The sequence below is a fragment of the Bacillus sp. B-jedd genome (assembly GCF_000821085.1).
In the GTDB taxonomy this organism is placed as follows: Bacteria; Bacillota; Bacilli; order Bacillales; family Cytobacillaceae; genus Bacillus_D.
The window spans coordinates 1-24,099 of the sequence record NZ_CCXR01000001.1 but is presented as its reverse complement, the minus strand read 5'-3'; the positions used below and the strand labels follow the sequence as shown (position 1 = coordinate 24,099).

The window sequence follows — 24,099 nt, the reverse complement described above, 5'->3', positions numbered from 1 at the left end:
GGTTTTACCCTGTAGCTAGACATAGCCTTCATCCGGAGCGCCGATTCAGCGCCCCGTCAGGCTATGGGAATTACTCTTTGGAACCTACTTTTTCCGATTCGAAGCTTTGTGACTCAGGTGCGATTGTCAAAGTATCCACCTGTTGCATATCATCATCGTCTTCAAGGTCGCGCATTTCTATTTCCTCTTCATCACCGGAAAGGATCTTAACGTCCAATCCAAGGCTCTGAAGTTCCTTGATCAATACTTTGAACGATTCTGGAACTCCTGGCTCCGGTACGTTCTCGCCTTTTACAATCGCCTCATACGTTTTCACCCGGCCGACAACATCATCGGATTTGACGGTAAGGATTTCCTGAAGCGTATAGGCTGCGCCATATGCTTCAAGTGCCCAAACTTCCATCTCCCCGAAACGCTGTCCGCCGAACTGGGCTTTTCCGCCGAGCGGCTGCTGGGTAACAAGCGAGTATGGACCAGTCGAACGGGCATGCAACTTGTCATCAACCATGTGGGCAAGCTTGATCATGTACATGACCCCGACAGAAATACGATTGTCAAACGGTTCGCCTGTGCGGCCATCGTAAAGGACGGTCTTCGCATCACGCGCCATTCCCGCTTCCTCGATCGTATCCCAAACGTCTTCCTCTGTCGCTCCATCGAATACTGGGGAAGCGACATGGATGCCAAGCGCCCTCGCTGCCATTCCCAAGTGCAGTTCAAGCACCTGCCCGATATTCATACGGGATGGAACGCCAAGCGGGTTAAGCATGATATCAACCGGAGTGCCATCTGGCAAATATGGCATATCTTCTTCAGGAAGGATGCGCGAGATAACACCTTTGTTACCATGGCGTCCTGCCATCTTATCGCCTTCAGAAATCTTACGCTTCTGAACAATATAAACGCGGACAAGCTGATTCACTCCCGGAGGAAGTTCATCGCCATCTTCCCGGTTGAAGACTTTTACATCAAGGACGATCCCGCCGCCGCCGTGAGGAACACGAAGTGACGTATCCCTTACTTCACGAGCCTTTTCACCGAAAATCGCATGAAGCAGGCGTTCCTCAGCAGTCAGTTCGGTCACCCCTTTAGGCGTAACTTTACCAACCAGAAGGTCTCCGTCCTTCACCTCTGCGCCAGTTCGGATGATTCCCCGCTCATCAAGGTTGCGGAGCGCATCTTCCCCAACGTTCGGAATATCGCGTGTTATTTCTTCCGGTCCCAGCTTTGTATCCCGGGATTCGGACTCATACTCTTCAATATGGATTGAGGTGTATACATCATCTTTCACGAGGCGTTCGCTCATGATGATGGCATCCTCATAGTTGTAGCCATCCCAGTTCAGGAATGCGACAAGTACGTTCCGGCCAAGTGCCAGTTCGCCTTTTTCCATTGACGGCCCGTCAGAAAGGATTTCTCCTTTTGTGACCCTGTCGCCTACAGAAACAATTGGTCGCTGGTTATAGCAGGTTCCCTGATTGGAACGGATAAACTTCAACATACGATATTTATCCAGGTCGCCTTTTACTTCCTGGCCGTCGATTTCCTTCACACGTCGAACCCAGACTTCGCGGGCTTCCACATGTTCGACGATTCCTTCATGCTTGCAGATGACAGCCGCTCCCGAATCCTTTGCGGAAACGTGCTCCATCCCAGTCCCGACAATCGGGGCTTGAGGCTGCATGAGCGGAACTGCCTGACGCTGCATGTTCGCTCCCATAAGGGCGCGGTTGGAGTCGTCGTTTTCCAGGAACGGAATGCATGCTGTCGCAGCTGATACAACCTGCTTCGGCGAAACATCCATATAATCAATGCGTTCCCGCGGAACCACTGTGTTTTCACCCTTGAAACGAGCGACAATATCAGGGTCAAGGAATGTCCCGTCATCACCAAGGCGCGCATTCGCCTGGGCAACAACATATAAATCCTCTTCATCTGCGGTCAGATAATCAATCCGGTTGGTAACTTTTCCTGTTTCCGGATCTACCCGGCGGTAAGGTGTTTCAATAAAGCCAAACCGGTTCACTTTTGCAAAAGAAGAAAGCGAGTTGATCAAACCGATGTTCGGTCCTTCCGGCGTCTCGATCGGACACATGCGCCCATAATGGGAGTAGTGAACGTCACGGACTTCGAAACCAGCGCGTTCACGAGTCAAACCGCCTGGCCCCAACGCTGAAAGACGTCGCTTATGCGTCAGCTCTGCCAGAGGATTGGTCTGGTCCATGAACTGGGAAAGCTGCGAACTTCCAAAGAACTCCTTAATAGAAGCAATAACCGGACGGATGTTGATCAGCTGCTGCGGAGTGATCGTTGCTGTATCCTGGATGGACATTCTTTCACGGACAACCCTTTCCATCCTGGAAAGCCCGATACGGAATTGGTTTTGCAACAATTCCCCTACAGAACGAAGGCGGCGGTTTCCAAGGTGGTCGATATCATCAGTGTCTCCCACTCCATGGAGGAGGTTAAAGAAATAACTGATGGAAGAAATAATATCGGCTGGCGTAATGTTTTTAATTTGTTCCGGCACATACGCGTTGCTCAGTACATTGATCACTTTCTCATTGTCATCGGAAGGAGCGAAAATCTTGATTCCCTGAAGGACGACATCCCCTTCGACGACAGTGCCGCCTGGTGTGTAACTGTGCATATTGATGTTTTTCTCAAGCGCCGGAATGATCTTATCTAAATTCCGCCTGTCGAGAAGCGTTCCTGCTTCCGCAATGATTTCCCCTGTCTCAGGGTCCACTAGGGCTTCCGCTAAACGCTGGCCAAATAAACGGTTTTTAATATGAAGCTTCTTATTGATCTTATAGCGTCCTACGCTCGCAAGATCATAGCGCTTAGGGTCAAAAAACCGGGAAACTAGCAGGCTCTTTGCGTTTTCTACAGTCGGCGGTTCGCCTGGGCGAAGCCTCTCGTATATTTCAAGCAGCGCTTTTTCAATACTGTCTGTATTATCTTTTTCAAGTGTATTGCGCAGGTACTCATTGTCTCCGATGAGCTCGATGATTTCTTGATCAGAGCCGAACCCGAGTGCACGCAAAAGAACCGTAACTGGCAGCTTCCGGGTACGATCAATCCTTACGTATACGACATCCTTGGCGTCGGTCTCGTATTCAAGCCATGCGCCGCGGTTCGGAATAACTGTCGCTGTGAACCCTCTTTTCCCGTTCTTATCCACCTTGCCACTATAATAGACGCTTGGTGAACGAACGAGCTGGGATACGATAACACGCTCCGCGCCATTAATGACAAATGTGCCTGTTTCGGTCATTAGCGGGAAATCGCCCATGAAAACATCCTGGTCTTTTACTTCGCCTGTTTCTTTATTTAAGAGCCGCACCTTTACACGCAGTGGTGCTGAAAACGTGACATCACGCTCTTTTGATTCCTCAACCGAATATTTCGGGTCGCCAAGGCTGTAATCAATAAATTCCAGTGATAGGTTACCAGTAAAGTCTTCAATTGGTGAAATATCCTGGAACATTTCACGCAATCCCTCATCAAGAAACCATTGATAAGAAGAGGTTTGGATTTCAATTAAATTTGGTAATTCTAAAACTTCACTGATTCGCGCGTAGCTTCTTCGCTGGCGGTGTCGTCCATACTGAACTAGTTGACCTGTCAACTGATTCACCCCTCAAATCAAGTAGTGTAAATCTATTTCATGTCCGCTGCCGGACAGTTGTCCCGCCACAGACAAAAAAGAAAAAGGGTTTTTTAGCTTAAAAACCACATTTTTCACATTTTTTCCTATTATTTTGTCATCTTTTCCTTACCATACCATTTTTATACAAAAGAAGGTCTTTTTCCTAGTGAAAAAAACTTCTCCATTTTGCAAAAAAAGCTTGACAATCGGGGATAGTACCGAAAATAAGATGATGGCATTTTATAATATTAACATAGGGCGAAATCCGAGTCAAACATTTTTAGCCCTAATAATAAAATAGCCTTTTTCCTTGTCCACCACTTCCACTTCTCCAAACAGCCCTTTAAGCTTTTCCAAAGCGGATGGCGCCCCCTGTTTTTTCTGGATGACAACCCACAGTTCCCCCGCAGGCGCAAGCTTCTCCCTGCTCTGCTCAAAAATATCATGGACAGTTTTCTTCCCGGCACGGATCGGCGGATTGGTGAGGATGGCCGAAAAACAATCTTCCTTAACGCCAACAAGCCTGTCACTCTCATAAACAACCACGTTTTCCACACCGTTTGCTCTGGCATTCTCTTTGGAAAGCTCCAGCGCGCGTTCATTCACATCAACCATATGTACGGAACGGTCCGGATAAAGTTTTGCAAGCGTAAGGCCAATCGGCCCATACCCGCAACCCACATCGAGGATCGGCCCCTCGACTTCCGGCAAGTTGAAAGATTCGACGAGCCGTTTCGAGCCAAAGTCCACTTCATTTTTTGAAAAGACGCCACTGTCTGATTTAAATCGAAAGCGGAAATCCCTCAGTGTATAATCCCAATACTTCGGAGCACTTTCAGTTTGGGGCTTTCGTGAATAATAATGGTCCGGCAATTGTTCCACCTCCAGGGAAAGCAGAAAAAAGCCCGCTTAGGCAGCGAGCTTTCTTATAGGATAATTACTTAACTTCGACGTTAGCTCCAACTTCGTCAAGCTTAGCTTTGATTGCTTCAGCGTCTTCTTTAGAAACGCCTTCTTTAACTGGCTTTGGAGTGTTGTCAACAAGGTCTTTTGCTTCTTTAAGTCCAAGGCCTGTGATTTCACGGACAACCTTGATAACTTTGATTTTTTGATCGCCTGCAGATGCAAGGATTACATCAAACTCAGTTTGCTCTTCAGCAACTGGGCCTGCAGCGCCGCCTGCCATAGCTACTGGAGCTGCAGCAGTTACGCCGAATTCTTCTTCGATTGCTTTTACTAGGTCGTTAAGTTCCAGAACTGTCATGGACTTAACCGCTTCAATGATTTGTTCTTTAGTCATTGTATGGTTCCTCCTAAATTTGTTTGGTTTTTATGGTAATGCGAAAACGGTCAGCTTACGCGCCTTGTTCTTCTTTTTGGTCTGCAACTGCTTTTGTAGCAAGAGCAAGGTTGCGGATAGGTGCCTGCAGCACGCTGAGAAGCATGGAAAGCAAGCCTTCGCGGGACGGAAGTTCTGCAAGAGCTTTAATTTCATCAGCTGTCGCGATATTCCCTTCAATCACACCCGCTTTAATTTCAAGAGCTTCATTTTTCTTTGCGAAATCGTTGATGATTTTCGCTGGTGCCACTACATCTTCCGCACTGAATGCGATTGCGTTAGGGCCTGTCAATGATTCGTTAAGGCCAGCAAGTTCGCATGCTTCAGCCGCACGGCGGACCATTGAGTTTTTGTAAACTTTGAATTCCACGCCAGCTTCGCGAAGCTGTTTACGGAGTTCAGTTACTTCAGCAACATTCAGGCCGCGGTAGTCAACTACCACGCATGTAACGCTGCCTTTCAGTTTATCGGCGATTTCATCGACGATCAATTTCTTTTGTTCGATAGCGCTGCTCATCTTTACACCTCCTATAGATTTCTGCATTTATACCGGGCAAATTAAAGCCTCCATATCAGAAAGACATGGAGGCATAATACAATAGCCGGTTCCGGCTAATTCTATCGTATTCCCTCGGCAGGCTATTAAGCTTGATCAGCACCTGCTGTCTTCGGTACAAATGTATGCAATTTAAACAACAGAAATAATTTTAACAAACTTAAATGTTTCTGTCAACAATTATTTCGTTGTAACGGAAGCTGGGTCAACTTTTACGCCAGGGCCCATTGTAGAAGAAACTGTAACAGTCTTCATGTAAGTGCCTTTCGCAGCTGATGGCTTAACTTTGACCATTGTTTCAAAAACAGTCTTGAAGTTCTCAACAAGCTTCTCGTCCTCGAAAGAGACTTTGCCGATTGGAACATGGATGTTCCCAGCTTTATCAACGCGGTATTCAACTTTACCTGCTTTGATTTCGCCGATTGCTTTCGTTACATCAAAAGTAACGGTTCCTGTTTTAGGGTTAGGCATCAGGCCTTTTGGTCCAAGTGTACGGCCAAGTTTACCAACTTCACCCATCATGTCAGGAGTCGCAACGATAACATCGAATTCGAACCAACCTTGCTGGATTTTGTTGATATACTCTGCATCGCCTACATAATCCGCGCCTGCTGCTTCTGCTTCTTTGGCTTTTTCACCTTTTGCAAAAACAAGGACGCGCTGTGTTTTACCAGTTCCGTTAGGAAGCACTACCGCTCCACGGATTTGCTGGTCAGCTTTCTTCGGATCAACGCCGAGGCGGAAAGCAACTTCTACAGTCGCATCAAATTTAGTGTAGTTTGTTTTTTTGGCAAGCTCGATTGCTTCGCCTACCGGATAAGCTTTTGTACGATCGACAAGCTTAGCGGCTTCTTGATACTTTCTGCTTTTCTTAGCCATTTTAAATTTCCTCCTTGAATTGTGGTTTTAACGGATGGACCTCCCACGTTAAAAGCGGAAGCGCCTTATGACGGCGCCAAAGCCGGTTGTACCCGGCTCTCTGTATCGGCAAGCCTGCGGGCCGCCTGACAGAACAAAGGTTGCGTGTGATAAATCATCTACGCAACCCCCTATCAACCCTTAACAGTTCTGCATGGATTAGTCTTCGATCGTGATACCCATGCTGCGCGCTGTACCTTCAACCATGCGCATTGCTGCTTCAACGCTGGCCGCATTCAGGTCAGGCATTTTCTGTTCAGCAATCTCGCGCACTTTATCGCGCTTGACTGTTGCTACTTTATTACGGTTAGGCTGGCCTGAACCAGACTGGATTCCGGCTGCTACTTTCAAAAGAACTGCAGCAGGGGGAGTTTTCGTAATAAATGTAAAGGAACGGTCTTCAAATACCGTAATTTCAACAGGAATAATCAGACCTGCCTGGTCTGCTGTACGGGCGTTAAATTCCTTACAGAATCCCATGATGTTTACACCAGCCTGACCCAATGCAGGACCAACCGGTGGCGCCGGATTCGCTTTCCCAGCAGGAATTTGCAATTTAACTACCTTAATTACTTTTTTAGCCACGAGACACACCTCCTTAAAAAGTCCGTGATGTGGTAAACAGGGGGTATCCCCCTCCCACTCAATATAAAAGCCTTTATTTACATAAAGAGCTTGGCAAATGTCCGGTTTGTTTAGTCCAAGACATACTGACCTTTGAAATGTTACCACTTTTCACTTTTGATTTCAAGCTATTTTACAAGATCTGAATATTTTTCTTATGTTATAATTTTTCAATTTGTGAAAAATCGAGTTCCACAGGGGTGTCACGGCCGAACATATCAACAAGTACACGCAGCTTGGATTTTGTTTTATCCATCTCTTCGATGATACCTGTTTTATCAGTAAACGGACCTTCTTTCACCCTTACGGTCTCCCCGATTTCAAAATTGACATCGACTCGTTTTTCTTCTACTCCCATGCGCCTTAAGATGACGGAAACTTCTTCAGGCAGGAGCGGAGTCGGCTTAGAGCCCGAACCGGCTGAACCCACAAATCCGGTTACACCCGGCGTATTGCGGACAACATACCATGAGTCGTCTGTCATGACGATCTCAACCAGGACATACCCAGGGAATACTTTCCGCTTTACGGTTTTTTTCTTACCGTTTTTAAAATCTGTTTCTTCTTCTTCCGGAACAACTACGCGGAATATTTTATCCTGCATTCCCATTGATTCAACACGCTTCTCCAGGTTTGCTTTCACCTTGTTTTCGTATCCGGAGTAAGTATGGACCACATACCAATTCTTTTCCATTTAAAAGGACTTTAACGTCCGTCCCTCCCTGCGTTTTCTATTTCGCACTTTACTGCACCAATGTTTTACACCAAATGAAAAAACCCGTTGAACCGGGCTTTGTAAAAATTTCCTGCATTATTTCCCATTATACCATGAACAGGTTCTATTTATTCAAGAATAAAGCGAATCAACTTTGAAATGCCCATATCGATTGCCGCGAAGAAAACAGCGAAAATCGCTACAGTTGTGATAACTGTGATTGTATAACGGGTTAGTTCTTCCCGCCTCGGCCAGCTGACTTTCCTCATTTCGCGAGAAACTTCGCGAAAAAACTTTGTTACGCGCTGCATCGTTGTAACCTCCATCTATCTTGTATGCCAATCCTGCCGGCTATCTTGTTTCCTTATGAACCGTTGAAGCATTGCAGGTTTTACAGTACTTTTTTAACTCAAGCCGTTCATTCTGTGCCTGGGTGCTAGCGGCTGTCGTATAATTCCTCGAACCGCAAATTGTACAGGCAAGGACTGCCTTTTTTGCCATTTTGTCACCTGCTGCCAATTTTTTGTCCCTAAAACTGTAACATGCGGACCAGTTACTGTCAATAAGCACTGGAAAGGGTTTCAAATAAAAGAAATATCACTTTCGGTGTCAATGTGAATATTCCCTTATTTCCAAATAGCGTTCCAGTTTTCTTTTGACACGCTGAAGGGCATTGTCTATTGACTTTACATGACGATTCAATTCTTCCGATATTTCCTGATAGGACTGCCCGTCAAGGTAAAGGGCAAGGACTTTTCGCTCTAAGTCGCTCAGCAACTCGCTCATTTTTATTTCAATATGATCGAATTCTTCCTGGTTGATGATAAGCTGTTCCGGATCCATTACTTTCGTGCCGCTAAGGACATCCATCAATGTCCGGTCGGATTCATCATCGAAAATCGGCTTGTCCAAAGACACGTAGGAATTCAGGGGGATATGCTTTTGCCTGGTGGCCGTTTTGATTGCCGTAATAATCTGCCTTGTAATACAAAGCTCGGCAAACGCCTTAAAGGAAGTAAGCTTATCATCCCGAAAATCCCTGATCGCCTTATAAAGGCCGATCATGCCCTCCTGGACAATATCTTCCTTATCGGCACCAATCAGGAAATAAGACCGCGCTTTCGCCCTGACAAAGTTGCGGTATTTGTGGATCAAGTAATCCAGAGCTTCACTGTTGCCGCTATGCACTAAATATACGATTTCTTCATCTTCCATAACCAGAAACTCATTGCCTGCTCTCGAACTAACATCCACACTCACTGAGATCCCCCTCGCATGCACATGCATAGTTAGAAATATTATACAGCAGGTAAAATTTAAGCGTCAATGTTACTTTTGCCCCCTTCGCCATTTTTCAAAGATTTCTGCCAAATCTTCGCTTATCGGAATACGGGTGACAGGCTTGGTTTCCTGGATACTGCGCACACTTTTTTCAATCGTTTTTTCCAGCATGGACATTTCCAAAAAAAGTTCCCGCGCTGACTTTCGTAACGCCCCTTGTCCAAAAATGACCCATTGCTCGGTAAAATCGGATGTTGCAACGTGGATTTGGGTTCTTCGATTGTTAAGCTCTTTTGCCAGCTTCTCAATCCGTTCATCCGCTGTTTCATTTTCCTTCGTATAAATGACTTCAACCTTATGGTTTTTTACCTTTGTCTCAATCCCCTGGACATAGTGGGCATCAAAAACAATGATAACCCGATATCCGGAGTAACCTTGATATTCGGCCATCAATTCGACCAGCCTGTCCCTCGCGGCCGCCAGATCCCTGTTTTTCAATTCCCTTAACTCCGGCCACGCACCAATGATGTTATAGCCGTCAACGAGTAGGATATCCATTTTCAGCCCTCTAGCGGGTTGCGGCTCCGGTATACTTCATACATCAGTAATGCAGCCGCTACAGATGCATTCAACGAAGTCACCCTTCCGGCCATCGGCAAACGAACGAGGAAATCACATTTTTCTCTTATCAGCCGGCCCATCCCTTTTCCTTCACTGCCAATGACTAGCCCGATCGGCATGGTGAAATCCTGTTTCCGGTAATCATGGCTGCCCTTTGCATCTGTTCCCGCAATCCAGACGCCGCGCTCCTTCAATTCGTCAATCGTCCTTGCTAGATTTGTGACACGCGCAACGGGAATATATTCGATTGCCCCTGTAGACGCCTTTGCCACCGTCTGTGTAAGGCCGACCGCACGGCGCTTCGGGATAATAATGCCGTGGGCACCTGATGCATCAGCCGTTCTCATGATCGATCCAAGATTATGTGGATCTTCAATCTCATCAAGGATAAGGAAAAACGGCACTTCCCCTTTCCTTTCAGCCGCGGCAAACAAGTCATCCACCTCTGCGTATTGGTAGGCAGCAACATAGGCCAATACCCCTTGGTGGTTTCCCTCTGTCAGCTGGTCTATTTTCTTCTTCGGTACGTATTGGACAATGACGTTCCCTTCTTTGGCCAATTCTGTAATCTGCTGCATTTGCCCTCGTTGGGACCCTTCGGCAATCAGGATTTTATTAATATCCCGGTTGGACCTTAATGCCTCCAGGACGGGGTTTTTGCCAATGATGATATCCTCACTCATCCTTAACCCTTCCTTTCCTATCCTCTACATACTCGAATGCCTTGACGATCAGTTCTTCCAGGCGGGAAATATTTCCCGCTAAATACAAAGACCCCATTAATGCCTCGAATGCAGTGCTGTGGCGATAAGTAACAACATCGGTGTTTTTAGGAACAGAACCGGACTTTGCATTCCTGCCTCGTTTAACAACCGCAAGCTCTTCTTCCGTAAGGACTTCACTTTCAAGAAAATAAAAAAGTATTTGTGACTGGGCTTTTGCCGAAACATACCTCGTCGCATCTGCATGAAGACGATGAGGCTTGACCCTGCCGCACTGGAGGAGGTGGCGCCGGACATAAATCTCGAGCACCGCATCCCCCATGTAGGCAAGCGCCAGGCTATTCAATTGTTTTTCATCAATATCGGTTTCATACTGGAGCATTCTTTAGCCTCTTTTCCATCTCGTGCCTTGAGGCGTATCTTCTAAAATAATATTCATCTCTTTCAATTGGTCCCTGATTTCATCCGACAGTTTGAAGTCACGGTCTTTCCTGGCCTGATTGCGCTTTTGAATCAGTGACTCGATTTCCTCATCAAGCAGCTCTTCAGCCCCTATTTTCAGGCCAAGCACACCGAACAATTCCTCGAACTGTTTTGTAAACAGGTCAATGACTTCAACGGCAGTATTTTTCTCCAATAAGTATTGGTTTGCGAGCTTGGATAAATCGAATAGGACTGAGATGCCATTCGCTGTATTAAAATCATCATCCATTTCCTTGATGAACTGCTCTCTTAAAACACCAATTTGCTTAACCCATTGGCAGTTATCGTCTGTGAGGCCAGTACTGGATTTCCTCCGATGCATCAAGTTTTGATAAGATGTCTTGATTCTTTCAAAAGCCGCCTTCGTATTTTCCAATAGCTCTTCACTATAATTGATCGGATTCCGATAATGGACCGACAGCATGAAAAAGCGGAGAACCTGGGGATCATGGTTTTTAATAATGTCATGGACCAGAACGAAATTGCCAAGTGACTTCGACATTTTTTCATTATCTATATTAATATAGCCATTATGCATCCAATAGCGGGCAAATGTCTTGCCTGTCAAAGCCTCTGATTGGGCAATTTCATTTTCATGATGCGGGAAAGCAAGATCCTGCCCGCCTGCATGTATATCGATCGTATCGCCAAGGTACTTTCTTGCCATTGCCGAGCATTCGATATGCCAGCCAGGACGGCCTTTGCCCCATGGGCTGTCCCAAGAGATTTCGCCTTCCTTGGCCGCTTTCCAGAGGGCAAAATCAAGGGCATCCTCCTTCTTTTCGCCTCTTTCAATCCTTGCGCCGACCTTTAATTCATCGATGGATTGGTGTGAAAGCTTCCCGTAGCCATCAAACCTTCTTGTTCTGTAATAGACATCGCCGCCCGTTTCGTAGGCAAATCCTTTTTCTATTAAAGAAGCGATAAAATCAATAATAATATCCATATTCTCCGTCACACGCGGATGGACATCAGCTTTTTTGCAGCCAAGCGCGGACACATCCTCGAAATAAGCGTCAATAAATCTCTCCGCAATCGCCGGAACATCCTCGCCCAGCTCTTTCGCCGCCCTGATCAGCTTGTCATCCACGTCGGTAAAATTAGAGATGAAATTCACCTCATATCCGCGGAATTCGAAATATCTTCTCACCGTATCAAACACTATTGCGGGACGCGAATTTCCTATATGGATATAGTTATATACGGTCGGTCCGCAGACGTACATTTTTACTTTCCCCTCTTCCAAGGGAACGAAAAGTTCTTTTTTTCTTGTCAATGTATTATAAAGCTGAATCGCCATGTTCGTTGGCTCCTCTCTGTTGAATCGCTTGAAGTGTTTGTTTTAATTGTTCCATTTCCCTTTCCAGTTCCCTGAAGCGGTCGCCGGTCGGATCCGGAAGATCTGTATGGTCAAGCTCCCTGCCGACCTTCACCCCATTTTGGATGACGACTTTCCCAGGAATGCCGACAACTGTCGAATGCGCAGGCACATCCTTTAAGACGACGGAACCCGCGCCAACCTTGGCATGTTCCCCGATTGTAATCGAGCCGAGAACTTTCGCTCCCGCAGCAATAAGCGCATTATCGAGTATTGTCGGATGGCGCTTTCCTTTCTCTTTCCCGGTACCCCCAAGAGTGACGCCCTGGTATACAGTAACATTATCCCCGATTTCACATGTTTCACCAATGACCACCCCCATGCCGTGATCAATAAAGAAACGACGGCCGATTTGGGCACCCGGATGTATTTCAATGCCGGTAAAAAAGCGGCTGATTTGGGAAATCAATCTTGCCAAAAAGAAAAATTTCCTCTTAAATAATGCATGCGCGATTCGATGGGACCAAATGGCATGAAGGCCGGAGTATGTCAGCACGACTTCGAAAGTGCTCCTCGCCGCCGGATCTTGTTCAAACACCACATCAATATCTTCCCTGATCGTCTTAAACATCATTTTCCCTCCCTGCTAAGGAAATATCTTTTTCCATAAAAAAACGCCTCTGTCCTAAAAGACAGAGACGCTTGTGCGCGGTTCCACTCTGTTTGGGCATGTTCCTTTTTGCAAAAAGGATCCAGCCCCAACTTAAACCTATTAACGGCAGGTGCCGCCTGTCTCCTACTGCGGCTTTCGCCGGTTCGGGCAGGACTCAGGGGTGCATTTCAAAAAAGCGAGAGGCCTGAACCACTTTCAGCCGGTGATGGTTCTCTCTTTTAAGCATCATTTTTCTACTTTTCCCCGTCTTCGTTTTCGTGCTATTTGATTACTCTACAGTATATACCATTTTAGGCCAATTGTTAACTAATTAAATTTCGCAATCTTTTTTGAACTTTATCCTTCCCAAGCAATTCAATGGTTTTTGGGAGGTCCGGTCCATGTGTCTGGCCTGTCACCGCAGCGCGGATTGGCATGAATAGCTTCTTCCCTTTGTGGCCTGTTGACTTCTGCACAGCCTTCATCGCCGCTTGGATTCCATCCGCTTTGAACGCCTCCAGCTTATCGATTTCGCCAAGGAACGCTTCCATCACTTCCGGCACTTGCTCTTCAGCAAGCACAGCTTTTGCTTCCTCATCCGGATTCAGGTCCTCCTGGAAAAAAATGTCGGAAAGAGCGACGATTTCCGCTCCGTAACTCATTTTTTCCTGGAAAAGTGCGATCAAACTGACGACCCACTCCTTCTCCGCTCCTTCGAGTTCCGGCTTTACAAGCCCGGCTTTGACAAGATGCGGGAGTGTTATACCAACCAGCCTGTCAAGGTCAGCCTTTTTTACATACTGGTTGTTCATCCATGCAAGCTTTTGCTTATCGAATAAGGCAGGCGACTTTGACAGCCTGGCCGGGTCGAACTTTTCAATGAATTCCTCTTTTGAGAAGATCTCCTCTTCTCCCGCTGGCGACCAGCCGAGCAGCCCGATAAAGTTGAACAGCGCTTCAGGCAAATAGCCCAGTTCTTCATATTGTTCAATGAACTGGATAATGGATTCATCACGCTTGCTCAATTTCTTGCGACTTTCATTGACAATCAGCGTCATATGGCCAAATATAGGCGCTTCCCAGCCAAGGGCTTCATAAACCATCAGCTGCTTCGGCGTATTGGAAATATGATCATCGCCGCGAAGGACATGGGATATTTCCATCAGGTGGTCATCAATAGCAACCGCAAAATTGTATGTTGGCGTCCCGTCTTTTTTAATCATGACCCAGTCGCCCATGCCTTCCGACTCAAATGCAACAATGCCTTTTACCATATCATCGAACGAATAGGTTTTTCCCTGCGGTACCTTTAAGCGGATGCTTGGCTGACGGCCTTCATCCTCAAGGCGCTGCTGTTCTTCTTTCGTCAAATTCCGGCATTTTCCCGAGTATTGGGGCGTTTCTCCTCGTGCTGATTGCTCTTCACGCTCAGCCTCAAGTTCTTCCTCGGTGCAATAACATTTGTAGGCATGGCCCTCTTCAATCAGTTTCGTATAATATTTCTTATAAATCTCATTCCGTTCAGACTGCCTGTACGGACCGAAGCCGCCGTCCTTATCGACACTTTCATCCCAGTCGATGCCGAGCCACTTCAAATATTTCAGCTGGCTTTGCTCGCCGCCTTCGATATTCCGTTTCTTATCTGTATCCTCAATCCGGATGACAAATGTGCCGCCCTGGCTGCGTGCGAACAAGTAATTAAAAAGCGCGGTACGGGCGTTGCCAATATGTAAATGTCCTGTCGGGCTTGGCGCATACCGTACGCGAACTTTATTTGACATAAAAATCCTCCTAAAAATTGCTACTGAATTGCTTTTATCATTTCATTTTACCACTTTGACCGTAAAGCCGAAAGCCCGCTCAATTTCTATCTGCTTCTTTTTTGCAAAAGAACGGCCACCTGGGAAGCGATTCCTTCTCCTCTTCCTGTAAAACCGAGTTTTTCTGTTGTAGTCGCCTTTACATTCACTTGGCTGGGGTCAGCCTCCAGTAATTCAGCGATCCTTTCCTTCATCTCGCCAATATAGGGAGCCATTTTCGGTTTTTGGGCAATGATGGTGCAGTCCGCATTGCACAGTTCATACCCCTGCTCCTTTACAAGCCCCCAGACATGCTCGAGCAATTTTGCTGAATCAGCGTCCTTGAAGGCTTCATCCGTATCCGGAAAATGCTTTCCGATATCTCCTGCCCCAATCGCACCAAGGCAGGCATCCGCGACTGTATGCAAAAGAACATCTGCGTCCGAATGGCCAAGAAGGCCTTTCTCATATGGAATGGTAATCCCCCCGATGATGAGGGGGCGCCCTTCCGATAGCTGGTGAACATCAAATCCCTGTCCGATCCGAAACATTTTACCTATCTCCTTTAAACATCTGATTATTTGGATGCCGGCTCACTTCGCCCGCTGTTTTAAGATAGCCTCCGCGAAGACAAGGTCTTCACGGGTTGTCAGCTTGATATTGTTATAGTCGCCTGGCACGACAGCAACCGGATGCGGCAGCCTTTCCACTAGGCTTGCATCATCCGTTCCCAGAAACCTTTCCGAATCTGCTTTTTCATGGGCTTCCATTAGGACAGAAACGCGAAAAGCCTGTGGGGTTTGGACAGCCCACAAGCTGGAACGTTCGATCGTTTCCACGACATGATTTTCGGCCACTTTTTTAACAGTATCCTTCACTGGAACCGCGGCAATTGCCGCTCCATCACGTTCAGCAGCCTCGACGAGAGCCTGGATCAACCCTTTTGTGATGAAAGGGCGGGCGGCATCATGGACAAGGACGAGACTCGAGCCCCTGACAGCTTTAAGGCCGCTGTACACACTTTGCTGGCGCTCGGTCCCTCCCGTCGCAAAAATGACCTGCTTTTTAATTTTATATTTATCAAGAAGACTTTTAATCTGCTCCTGCTCGTCCGGGTTTACCGCCAGGATCATGCCATCGCAGTCCTCGTCACTTTCAAATGCCAAAAGTGTGTGAATGAGGACAGGCATGTTGTTGAGTTCTAACAAAAGCTTATTGATTCCCGCTCCCATTCTCTTCCCCTGGCCCGCGGCCGGAAGAATCACCTGATAAGACATAAGAAAACCCCAAATTCATAAGTATAGTGCAATATTTCTGACCCTATAGCGCTTTTTCATAAAGCTTCGGTTTGGCAAAGATCATCCTGCCCGCCGATGTTTGAAGGACACTGGTAACCATGACATCAATTCTTTTGCCAATGTATTCCCGGCCCTCTTCAACGACGATCATTGTCCCGTCATCCAGATAGGCGACACCCTGGTGGTGCTCCTTGCCGTCCTTGATGACCTGGACGCTCAATTCTTCCCCCGGAAGGACAACCGGTTTCACTGCATTGGCAAGATCATTAATGTTCAATACCGATACATTCTGAAACTCACTGACCTTATTAAGATTAAAATCATTGGTTACAAGGGTTCCGCCTGTTTTCTTCGCCAGCTTGACAAGCTTGCTGTCCACTTCTTGAATGTCATCGAAATCCGTTTCACTGATTTCTACATTTACTGCGATTTCTTTTTGGATGCGGTTCAGGATATCAAGTCCCCGTCTTCCCCGGTTTCGTTTCAGGACATCAGAAGAATCGGCAATATGCTGAAGCTCTTCAAGCACGAAACGCGGAATGACAATTGTCCCTTCCAGGAAACCAGTCTGGCAGATATCCGCAATCCTTCCGTCGATTATGACACTCGTATCCAATATTTTAAGAGAAAGGGCAGCCGGCTTTTCGTGATCTTCTTCCGTTGCCTTTTTCTTCTTGCTCGTAAAAAGGCTCATCATTTCATCCCGCTTTTTAAAGCCGACCTGAAAACCGAGGTAGCCAAATAACAGAGTAAGAAGAATTGGCGCAACTGTATTCACGACCGGAAGCTCAATGGCATTCAGCGCAAACCCGATTAAAAAAGCAACGATTAAGCCGAATGTAAGCCCGAGGCTTCCGAATAGGACATCAGTTACCGGAACCCGGACAAGCGTATCCTCAAGCCATTTTACAAAATTTATTACATACTCTACAGCCCAAAAAGTAAGAAAATAAAAAATGATTGCACCTATAATTGCTGCCATATAGGAATTATTCAACAGCGATATACCATCCGCACCTATAACTTTTAATAATGGCGGAATTAAAAAGATTCCAAGCGTTCCCCCGATGATTAGGAAACATGCTTGAACAATGCGTTTTAACATGCCTTCACCTCCTTCTTCTCATTATAAACAAAAACCCCGGATTGAAACCTTATTTTTCCTATTAATTTCCTTATTTGCCATAATTAAAGCCTGCTTTTTCCGCCAACGGCCCCTTACTCTCCGAGAGCCGCCTTCAGCGCTTCGCTGACCGTAGAGACACCGATAAGCTCAAGCCCCTTCGGCCCTGTCCAGCCCCCAAGATTATTAGCGGGAAGGATCACCCGTTCAAAACCGAGCTTTGCCGCCTCCTGGACACGCTGTTCAATCCTTGAGACACGCCTTACTTCGCCGGTAAGGCCGACTTCGCCTATAATGCAGTCTGTGGGCCTTGTAGGTTTATCCCTGAAGCTTGAAGCAATGCTGACCGCAACGGCCAGGTCAATGGCTGGCTCATCCAACTTTACACCGCCAGCAACCTTCAAATAAGCGTCTTGGTTTTGCAGGAGCATCCCGACTCTTTTTTCAAGGACAGCCATTAATAGCGGAACCCGGTTATGGTCAATTCCCGTCGCCATCCTCCTTGGGTTTCCGAAACTTGTAGGAGAAATGAGGGCCTGAATTTCAACAAGCACCGGCCTGGTCCCCTCCATTGAAGCCACTACGGTAGAACCGGCTGCTCCCCGGGATCTTTCCTCAAGGAAAATCTCAGAAGGGTTTTCAACTTCCTCTAGCCCTTCCTCTTTCATTTCAAAAATACCCATTTCATTGGTTGAACCGAATCTATTTTTGACAGCCCGCAGGATCCGATACGTATGGTGCCGTTCCCCTTCGAAATAGAGGACAGTATCCACCATATGCTCCAGCAGCCGCGGACCTGCGATATTCCCTTCCTTCGTGACATGGCCCACAATAAAGATGGCAATCCCTTTTGTTTTACCGATTCTCATCAGTTCCGCCGTACATTCCCTGACTTGCGAAACGCTGCCGGGCGCCGAGGTGACCTCTGGATGAAAAACCGTCTGGATTGAGTCTACAATGACAAATTCGGGATTTGTCTGCTCAATGGTTCTGCTTATTTCTTCTAGATTGGTTTCAGCGTACACCAGAAGATTCCCTGAAGCAACTCCGAGCCTCTCCGCGCGAAGCTTTGTCTGCCTGAGTGACTCTTCACCGGAAATATACAGGACTTTATGCCCTTGATTTGCGAGCTGGGATGAAACCTGGAGGAGAAGAGTCGATTTGCCGATTCCCGGGTCGCCTCCAATCAGGACGAGTGAGCCTTTGACAACCCCGCCGCCAAGAACCCGGTTCAATTCCGCCATTTCCGTGTAGATCCTTGGCTCACTTACCGTTTCCACATCTGTTATCGGCATTGCCTTAGATGCAACAGCGGTGCCCTGGGAATGGGCAAAAGCACCGCGCCTGCTTGTTGCTGCCGGCTCCATTTCTTCCACCATCTTATTCCATTCGCCGCAGCCTGGGCATTTTCCCATCCATTTTGGTGATTCATATCCACAGTTTGTACACATGAATTTTGTTTTACGTTTTGCCATCCGCCGCTCTCTCCACTATTTATATTTTTCCATATATGCTTTTTGCCTGAGAAGTAAAAAGGCAAGGAAGCGCCGCCAGATAACCGGGCGTGAACCTCCTTGCCTGCTGTCATTCCTCAGAGCAGCAGCCGGTATTACTGAACGGTATCCTTTGCTGCTGTTTTCACAGTGAACTCGCCATTATCCACATCAATTATAACATGCTGCCCGGTCAATAATGTACCTTTAAGCAATTCTTCTGAGAGACGGTCCTCGATATGCTTCTGGATGGCCCTGCGCAATGGACGCGCACCGTATTCAGGATCATACCCTTCCTCAGATATTTTTCCTTTTGCCGCGGCAGTCAATTCAAGTTGGATATCCTGCTCATTCAAGCGTTTAACCAGCTGATCGGATAGCAGGGAGACAATTTCCTGGAGGTGCTTTTTCTCCAGCGAGTGGAAGACAATGATTTCATCGATCCTATTCAGGAACTCTGGACGGAATGCTTTTTTCAGCTCTTCCATCACCTTGCCCTTCATATCCTTATAATCCTGTTCCCCATCCTGGATGTTGAAGCCCACATACTTATTCCGTTTCAATGCTTCCGCACCCACATTGGACGTCATAATCAGGACAGTATTCCGGAAATCGACCGTTCGCCCTTTGGAGTCCGTCAGGCGTCCATCTTCCAATACTTGAAGAAGGATATTGAACACATCGGGATGTGCCTTTTCGATTTCATCCAAAAGTACAACCGAGTAAGGCTTTCTGCGAACCTTTTCGGTCAGCTGGCCGCCTTCTTCGTAACCGACATATCCAGGAGGCGAACCGACAAGCCTTGAAGTGGAATGCTTCTCCATATATTCGGACATATCGATCCGGATCATGGCATCCTCATCCCCGAACATCACTTCAGCCAATGCGCGGGCAAGCTCTGTTTTCCCAACTCCTGTCGGGCCCAGGAAAATGAACGAGCCAATCGGGCGCTTTGGATCCTTCAAGCCTGCTCTGGCTCGGCGGACAGCTTTTGATACTGCCTTTACTGCTTCCTCTTGGCCAATGACCCTCGAATGAAGGATTTCTTCAAGATTCAATAGCTTTTCTGTTTCGGTTTGCGCTAATTTGGAAACTGGAACTCCAGTCCAGCTGGAGACAACATGGGCAATATCTTCAACGGTTACTTCACTGTTTTCCTTGCCCTGCTGCTCTTTCCAGCTTTTCTTTGTTTCGTCCAGCTGTTCGCGCAGCCTTTGTTCCGTGTCTCGTAGCGATGCTGCTTTTTCGAATTCCTGGCTCTGAACTGCCGCATCCTTTTCTTTACGGACCTCCTCCAGTTTCAATTCAAGTTCCTTTAAGTTTGGAGGTGTCGTATAGGAGCGAAGCCTTACCTTCGAGCCAGCTTCATCAATCAAGTCAATGGCTTTATCGGGCAGGAACCGGTCAGAGATATAACGGTCGGACAGCTTGACGGCAGCCTCGATGGCTTCATCTGTAATCGTTACCCTATGATGCGCTTCGTAGCGGTCTCGCAGCCCCTGAAGGATTTGGATCGATTCCTCAGCGGTCGGTTCGTCAACCCTGATTGGCTGGAACCTCCGCTCAAGAGCGGCATCCTTTTCAATGTATTTTCTGTATTCATCGAGTGTTGTCGCACCAATGCACTGCAATTCACCACGGGCAAGGGACGGCTTGAGGATATTTGAGGCATCTATCGCGCCTTCCGCTCCGCCAGCTCCAATCAATGTGTGCAGCTCGTCAATGAAAAGGATGATGTTGCCCGCCTGTCTAATCTCATCCATTACTTTCTTCAGGCGGTCCTCAAATTCACCGCGGTACTTTGTCCCGGCAACAACGGTTCCCATATCCAGGGTCATGACCCGTTTATCCCTGAGAATTTCCGGTACTTCATTATTGACAATCTGCTGGGCAAGACCCTCGGCAATCGCAGTTTTCCCGACGCCAGGTTCGCCAATCAGTACAGGATTATTTTTTGTCCTTCGGCTCAGCACTTCAATAACGCGCTGAATTTCCTTGCTTCGGCCAATAACCGGGTCAAGGCTTCCTTCTTTCGCCACCACTGTCAAATCCCTCGCCAGACTATCCAGTGTAGGGGTATTGGCGCTGACAGAAGTACTTCCCGGATGGCTACCTGATTCATTGCTTCCCAACAGCTGTAATACTTGCTGGCGCGCTTTATTCAGGCTTACCCCAAGATTATTTAAAACACGCGCGGCAACGCCTTCCCCTTCACGGATAAGCCCGAGGAGGATATGCTCTGTTCCAACATAAGAATGGCCAAGCTTTCGCGCTTCATCCATAGAAAGCTCAATGACTTTTTTGGCACGCGGAGTATAATGGATGGTTTGAGGGACATCCTGCCCTCTGCCGATTAAAGTCTCTACCTCATTCTGGATTTTTTCTGCGCCAAGCCCAAGTCCATATAGGGCTTTGGCAGCAATCCCATCCCCCTCCCGGACCAGGCCAAGCAAAATGTGCTCGGTTCCGATATTGTTATGGCCAAGGCGGATTGCTTCTTCCTGGGCAAGGGCCAATACTTTTTGTGCTCTTTCAGTAAAGCGGCCAAACATCATAGTCGTTTCCTCCTCATCTATTGTCCATTTCCAGATTTAATCGTTCCCTGATCAGGGCCGCGCGACGGATATCTCTCTCTTCCGGCCTCAGTGGGCCACCCGCATATTGCTGTAGAAACCCTGGTTGAGTAAGAATCATAAGTTCATTAAGAATCGATCTTGAAATATTTTTTATATACCCCATATCAATTCCCAACCTAACATCCGATAAACACTGCGCAGCCTCTTTCGTTTCAATAATTCTGCTATTGGATAGAATCCCGAATGAGCGGAACACTCTATCTTCTAATTGTATGTGTGAAGTCTTGCCTAATGCTTCACGCGCTGACCTTTCCTGCGCAATCAGCTGGCTGACAACTCCTGTTAATTCCTCAACGATATCCTCTTCGGATTTTCCCAATGTTATTTGATTGGAAATTTGAAAAATGTTTCCGAGTGCTTCGCTGCCCTCTCCGTATATCCCTCTCACGACAAGGCCCAATTGGCTGATAGCAGGTATGATTCCATTTATTTGCTGGGTCAAAATCAGGCCCGGCAGATGCATCATTACCGAAGCGCGGAGCCCCGTCCCTACATTTGTAGGGCAGCTCGTCAGATAGCCGTATTCCTCATTGAAGGCATATTTGATATCCCCTTCAAGCCAGTCATCGACTTCATTTGCTGCCTGGAGAGCTTCAGTAAGCTGGAGGCCAGGAAAAAGGCATTGGATCCGGATATGGTCTTCTTCGTTAACCATTACACTAATCTCTTCATTTTCCGATAGAAGGCATGCCCCAAAAGGCGAGTCCTCTGCAAGGGCGGGACTGATTAAATGTTTTTCTACCAGGACCCTTTTTTGCAAAGGCTGAAGCTCATGCATAGGTAGAAATTCAATCTGTCCAAAACTTGACCGGTCTGAATTTTCAACAGCTATCTTTAATTTGTTTAAAATACCCTGCCCTTCCTCAGTTGAAAGAAGCGCCGGGAAATCGTATTCTTCAAGATTTCGCGCCAGTCGGATCCTTGAACTTAGAACAATATCAGAATCGGGGCCGTCTTCGTTCATCCAGGAACTTACTGCATGACTCAAAAAGTTTTCCAATGACAAGTTATTCCCCTCCCCCGGCATTCCCGCTGATCGAGTTTTCGAGCGCTCTTATTTCGTCACGCAATTCAGCCGCTTTTTCAAACTCTTCCATGGAAATAAGCTCCTTAAGCCTTTGTTTGGATTCCTCCAGCTTCTTCCTAAGATGAAGGGTGCCGCCAAACCTTTTTGGAATTTTGCCATTATGTGTCCAATTCCCTCCATGAAGTCGCCTGAGGATTGGTTTTAACTGCTCCGAAAAAGTATTATAGCAGCTAGCGCAGCCGAACCGGCCCATTTTAACGAATTGGGGAAATGTCATTTTGCAATTGGGGCATTGAAGGATTTCCTCACGCTTGAATGTTTCTCGGCCTGTCTGCTGAAAGGTTTTATCAAAATTGAGGAGCCCGGCAAGCAAATTATTTATTGAAAACCCGTTTCCTCCATTCATCATAAACAAATCGCCTTTTTCGCGTGCACAATGTTCACAAAGATGGATTTCCGTTTTCTGCCCATTGAGTATTTTTGTAAAATGCATGGTTGCCGGCCTTTGTTGACACTCATCGCAAATCATCTTTTCACCTTCTTCTATCATGTAAAGGATTCTTTCTCTTTATTTATATTTCAATGTAGTCAGCATGGCTTTAAGCATACGTGCCCTAAGCTCATCCCTATACGGCAGGTCAATATACAAAATCGACCTGTCAATGACACTCAACATGATTTTAGCTTCTCTTTCTGTTATGACATCCTCTTCAACCAGCCGCGCAATAATTCCTTCAGCGCGGTTTTGGCTGACCTGGTCCCTTATCAGCGAGATGATATGGTCTAAAAGATGAGCATGATCATTTGACTGCACTTTCATAATTCTGATGTAACCGCCGCCGCCTCGCTTACTTTCAACCATATATCCCCGTTCAATCGTAAACCTTGTATTTATTACATAATTAATCTGGGAAGGGACACATTGAAATTTATCTGCTATCTCGCTTCTCCTAATCTCAACCAAATCCTCATCACTCAATTCAAGGACCTGCTTCAAATAATTCTCGATGATATCAGAAATATTTCTCAACTTGCCACCCCCTTCTGACTTTGACTATATTTGACATTAATTATACACGAAAATCTTATGTACTTGCAATTCCTACATCTCTCCTATTTTCACCAAAACCGGCACATCCAAAACCTCCGGCTAAATCAAAACTATGGGGGCTTTTTCCTCTACCCTCCTACCCAAAAAACTAAACAACCGACCGTCAGCTGTTTTTTAAATGATTGAGAGGATGATTCTTTACTGCAGAAGAAAAGCAATTTTTAATAAATGTGCCCAGCATTTGTTTTAGACGATAGCATTCACTTTGGTTTAAGGACCGGATATTAGGAGCGGACTCAACGACCGTAGAGCGCGGCAAAAGTTGGTCGAATAGGAGGGATCTCAACGACCACAGCGTGGATAAAATCAATCCACGGTCGAATAGAAGCCATCTCAACGACCGTAGCGCGGTAAAAATCAGTCTGCGGTCGAATAGAAGCCGTCTCAACGACCGTAGCGTAGAAAAAATTAGTCTGCGGTCGAATAGGAGCCATCTCAACGACCGTAGCGCGGAAAAAATCAGTCTGCGGTCGAATAGAAGCCATCTCAACGACCCTAGCGTAGAAAAAATCAGTCTGCGGTCGATAAGGACTGGTCTCGGGTAATCCCAATTCTTCATTTCAGTGGAGAAATAAGGTGGTTTCAACAAATTACGTTGGGGTTTTTTAAAAGGTTTTTTAAACACCAAAAAAGACAACCCTTTCGGGTTGCCTTCGAGTGGCCCGGCAGCGTCCTACTCTCACAGGGGCAAGGCCCCAACTACCATCGGCGCTGAGAAGCTTAACTTCCGT

Annotated in this window: 24 protein-coding genes and 1 other annotated feature; all 24 genes read right to left on the bottom strand. The window is 46.8% G+C overall.

The window, feature by feature from the left end; all coding sequences use genetic code 11:
- Positions 1-70 precede the first annotated feature (70 nt).
- Complete coding sequence (rpoB, locus tag BN1002_RS00125; RefSeq protein WP_048823001.1) at positions 71-3,631, bottom strand: DNA-directed RNA polymerase subunit beta; 3,561 nt, start codon at positions 3,629-3,631, stop codon at positions 71-73.
- A 291-nt stretch (positions 3,632-3,922) separates the two neighbouring features.
- Positions 3,923-4,525: a class I SAM-dependent methyltransferase gene (locus tag BN1002_RS00120; protein ID WP_048823000.1), complete on the bottom strand. Its 603-nt coding sequence runs from the start codon at positions 4,523-4,525 to the stop codon at positions 3,923-3,925.
- Between the two features lie 64 nt (positions 4,526-4,589).
- On the bottom strand, positions 4,590-4,952 hold the full coding sequence (gene rplL, locus BN1002_RS00115; RefSeq protein ID WP_048822999.1) for a 50S ribosomal protein L7/L12: 363 nt from the start codon (positions 4,950-4,952) through the stop codon (positions 4,590-4,592).
- Between the two features lie 55 nt (positions 4,953-5,007).
- Entirely contained in the window at positions 5,008-5,508 is a 501-nt protein-coding gene (gene rplJ, locus BN1002_RS00110; protein WP_048822998.1) for a 50S ribosomal protein L10, read from the bottom strand.
- 32 nt (positions 5,509-5,540) lie between these two features.
- Positions 5,541-5,681 (bottom strand) — a sequence feature (ribosomal protein L10 leader region).
- A 46-nt stretch (positions 5,682-5,727) separates the two neighbouring features.
- On the bottom strand, positions 5,728-6,426 hold the full coding sequence (rplA, locus tag BN1002_RS00105; protein ID WP_048822997.1) for a 50S ribosomal protein L1: 699 nt from the start codon (positions 6,424-6,426) through the stop codon (positions 5,728-5,730).
- 198 nt (positions 6,427-6,624) lie between these two features.
- Complete coding sequence (gene rplK / locus BN1002_RS00100) at positions 6,625-7,050, bottom strand: 50S ribosomal protein L11 (protein ID WP_048822996.1); 426 nt, start codon at positions 7,048-7,050, stop codon at positions 6,625-6,627.
- 199 nt (positions 7,051-7,249) lie between these two features.
- A complete protein-coding gene (nusG, locus tag BN1002_RS00095) occupies positions 7,250-7,783 on the bottom strand; it encodes a transcription termination/antitermination protein NusG (protein ID WP_048822995.1) in 534 nt (177 codons plus the stop codon).
- A 149-nt stretch (positions 7,784-7,932) separates the two neighbouring features.
- Positions 7,933-8,115, bottom strand: a complete 183-nt coding sequence (gene secE / locus BN1002_RS00090; protein WP_048822994.1) for a preprotein translocase subunit SecE — start codon at positions 8,113-8,115, stop codon at positions 7,933-7,935.
- 40 nt (positions 8,116-8,155) lie between these two features.
- The gene (gene rpmG, locus BN1002_RS00085) at positions 8,156-8,305 is read right to left on the bottom strand and encodes a 50S ribosomal protein L33 (RefSeq protein ID WP_048822993.1); all 150 of its coding nucleotides are present in this window, start codon (positions 8,303-8,305) and stop codon (positions 8,156-8,158) included.
- Positions 8,306-8,413: 108 nt separating this feature from the next.
- Positions 8,414-9,019 (bottom strand): RNA polymerase sporulation sigma factor SigH, encoded by a 606-nt coding sequence (sigH, locus tag BN1002_RS00080; protein WP_231575074.1) that lies wholly within the window; start codon positions 9,017-9,019, stop codon positions 8,414-8,416.
- Positions 9,020-9,133: 114 nt separating this feature from the next.
- On the bottom strand, positions 9,134-9,643 hold the full coding sequence (locus tag BN1002_RS00075; protein WP_048822991.1) for an NYN domain-containing protein: 510 nt from the start codon (positions 9,641-9,643) through the stop codon (positions 9,134-9,136).
- 2 nt (positions 9,644-9,645) lie between these two features.
- Positions 9,646-10,389 carry a 23S rRNA (guanosine(2251)-2'-O)-methyltransferase RlmB gene (rlmB, locus tag BN1002_RS00070; RefSeq protein WP_048822990.1) on the bottom strand — a complete coding sequence of 248 codons (744 nt, stop codon included), beginning with the start codon at positions 10,387-10,389 and terminating at the stop codon, positions 9,646-9,648.
- Complete coding sequence (locus BN1002_RS00065) at positions 10,382-10,810, bottom strand: Mini-ribonuclease 3 (RefSeq protein ID WP_048822989.1); 429 nt, start codon at positions 10,808-10,810, stop codon at positions 10,382-10,384. The genes rlmB and BN1002_RS00065 overlap by 8 nt, the downstream gene beginning before the upstream one ends.
- Before the next feature lie 3 nt (positions 10,811-10,813).
- A complete protein-coding gene (gene cysS / locus BN1002_RS00060) occupies positions 10,814-12,211 on the bottom strand; it encodes a cysteine--tRNA ligase (protein ID WP_048822988.1) in 1,398 nt (465 codons plus the stop codon).
- Positions 12,192-12,863 carry a serine O-acetyltransferase gene (gene cysE, locus BN1002_RS00055; RefSeq protein WP_197072710.1) on the bottom strand — a complete coding sequence of 224 codons (672 nt, stop codon included), beginning with the start codon at positions 12,861-12,863 and terminating at the stop codon, positions 12,192-12,194. The genes cysS and cysE overlap by 20 nt, the downstream gene beginning before the upstream one ends.
- Before the next feature lie 341 nt (positions 12,864-13,204).
- Positions 13,205-14,662: a glutamate--tRNA ligase gene (gene gltX, locus BN1002_RS00050; protein ID WP_048822986.1), complete on the bottom strand. Its 1,458-nt coding sequence runs from the start codon at positions 14,660-14,662 to the stop codon at positions 13,205-13,207.
- Between the two features lie 86 nt (positions 14,663-14,748).
- Positions 14,749-15,231 carry a 2-C-methyl-D-erythritol 2,4-cyclodiphosphate synthase gene (gene ispF / locus BN1002_RS00045; protein ID WP_048822985.1) on the bottom strand — a complete coding sequence of 161 codons (483 nt, stop codon included), beginning with the start codon at positions 15,229-15,231 and terminating at the stop codon, positions 14,749-14,751.
- Positions 15,232-15,273: 42 nt separating this feature from the next.
- On the bottom strand, positions 15,274-15,957 hold the full coding sequence (gene ispD / locus BN1002_RS00040) for a 2-C-methyl-D-erythritol 4-phosphate cytidylyltransferase (RefSeq protein WP_048822984.1): 684 nt from the start codon (positions 15,955-15,957) through the stop codon (positions 15,274-15,276).
- 43 nt (positions 15,958-16,000) lie between these two features.
- On the bottom strand, positions 16,001-17,083 hold the full coding sequence (locus BN1002_RS00035; protein ID WP_048822983.1) for a PIN/TRAM domain-containing protein: 1,083 nt from the start codon (positions 17,081-17,083) through the stop codon (positions 16,001-16,003).
- Between the two features lie 113 nt (positions 17,084-17,196).
- Positions 17,197-18,576 (bottom strand): DNA repair protein RadA, encoded by a 1,380-nt coding sequence (gene radA, locus BN1002_RS00030; protein ID WP_048822982.1) that lies wholly within the window; start codon positions 18,574-18,576, stop codon positions 17,197-17,199.
- 134 nt (positions 18,577-18,710) lie between these two features.
- The gene (clpC, locus tag BN1002_RS00025) at positions 18,711-21,149 is read right to left on the bottom strand and encodes an ATP-dependent protease ATP-binding subunit ClpC (protein WP_048822981.1); all 2,439 of its coding nucleotides are present in this window, start codon (positions 21,147-21,149) and stop codon (positions 18,711-18,713) included.
- Between the two features lie 13 nt (positions 21,150-21,162).
- Complete coding sequence (locus BN1002_RS00020) at positions 21,163-22,236, bottom strand: protein-arginine kinase McsB (protein ID WP_048822980.1); 1,074 nt, start codon at positions 22,234-22,236, stop codon at positions 21,163-21,165.
- Position 22,237: 1 nt separating this feature from the next.
- Entirely contained in the window at positions 22,238-22,786 is a 549-nt protein-coding gene (locus tag BN1002_RS00015) for a protein-arginine kinase activator protein McsA (RefSeq protein WP_048827643.1), read from the bottom strand.
- Positions 22,787-22,825: 39 nt separating this feature from the next.
- Positions 22,826-23,287, bottom strand: coding sequence for a CtsR family transcriptional regulator (locus BN1002_RS00010; protein WP_048822979.1), 462 nt, complete (start codon positions 23,285-23,287; stop codon positions 22,826-22,828).
- Positions 23,288-24,099: the final 812 nt, after the last annotated feature.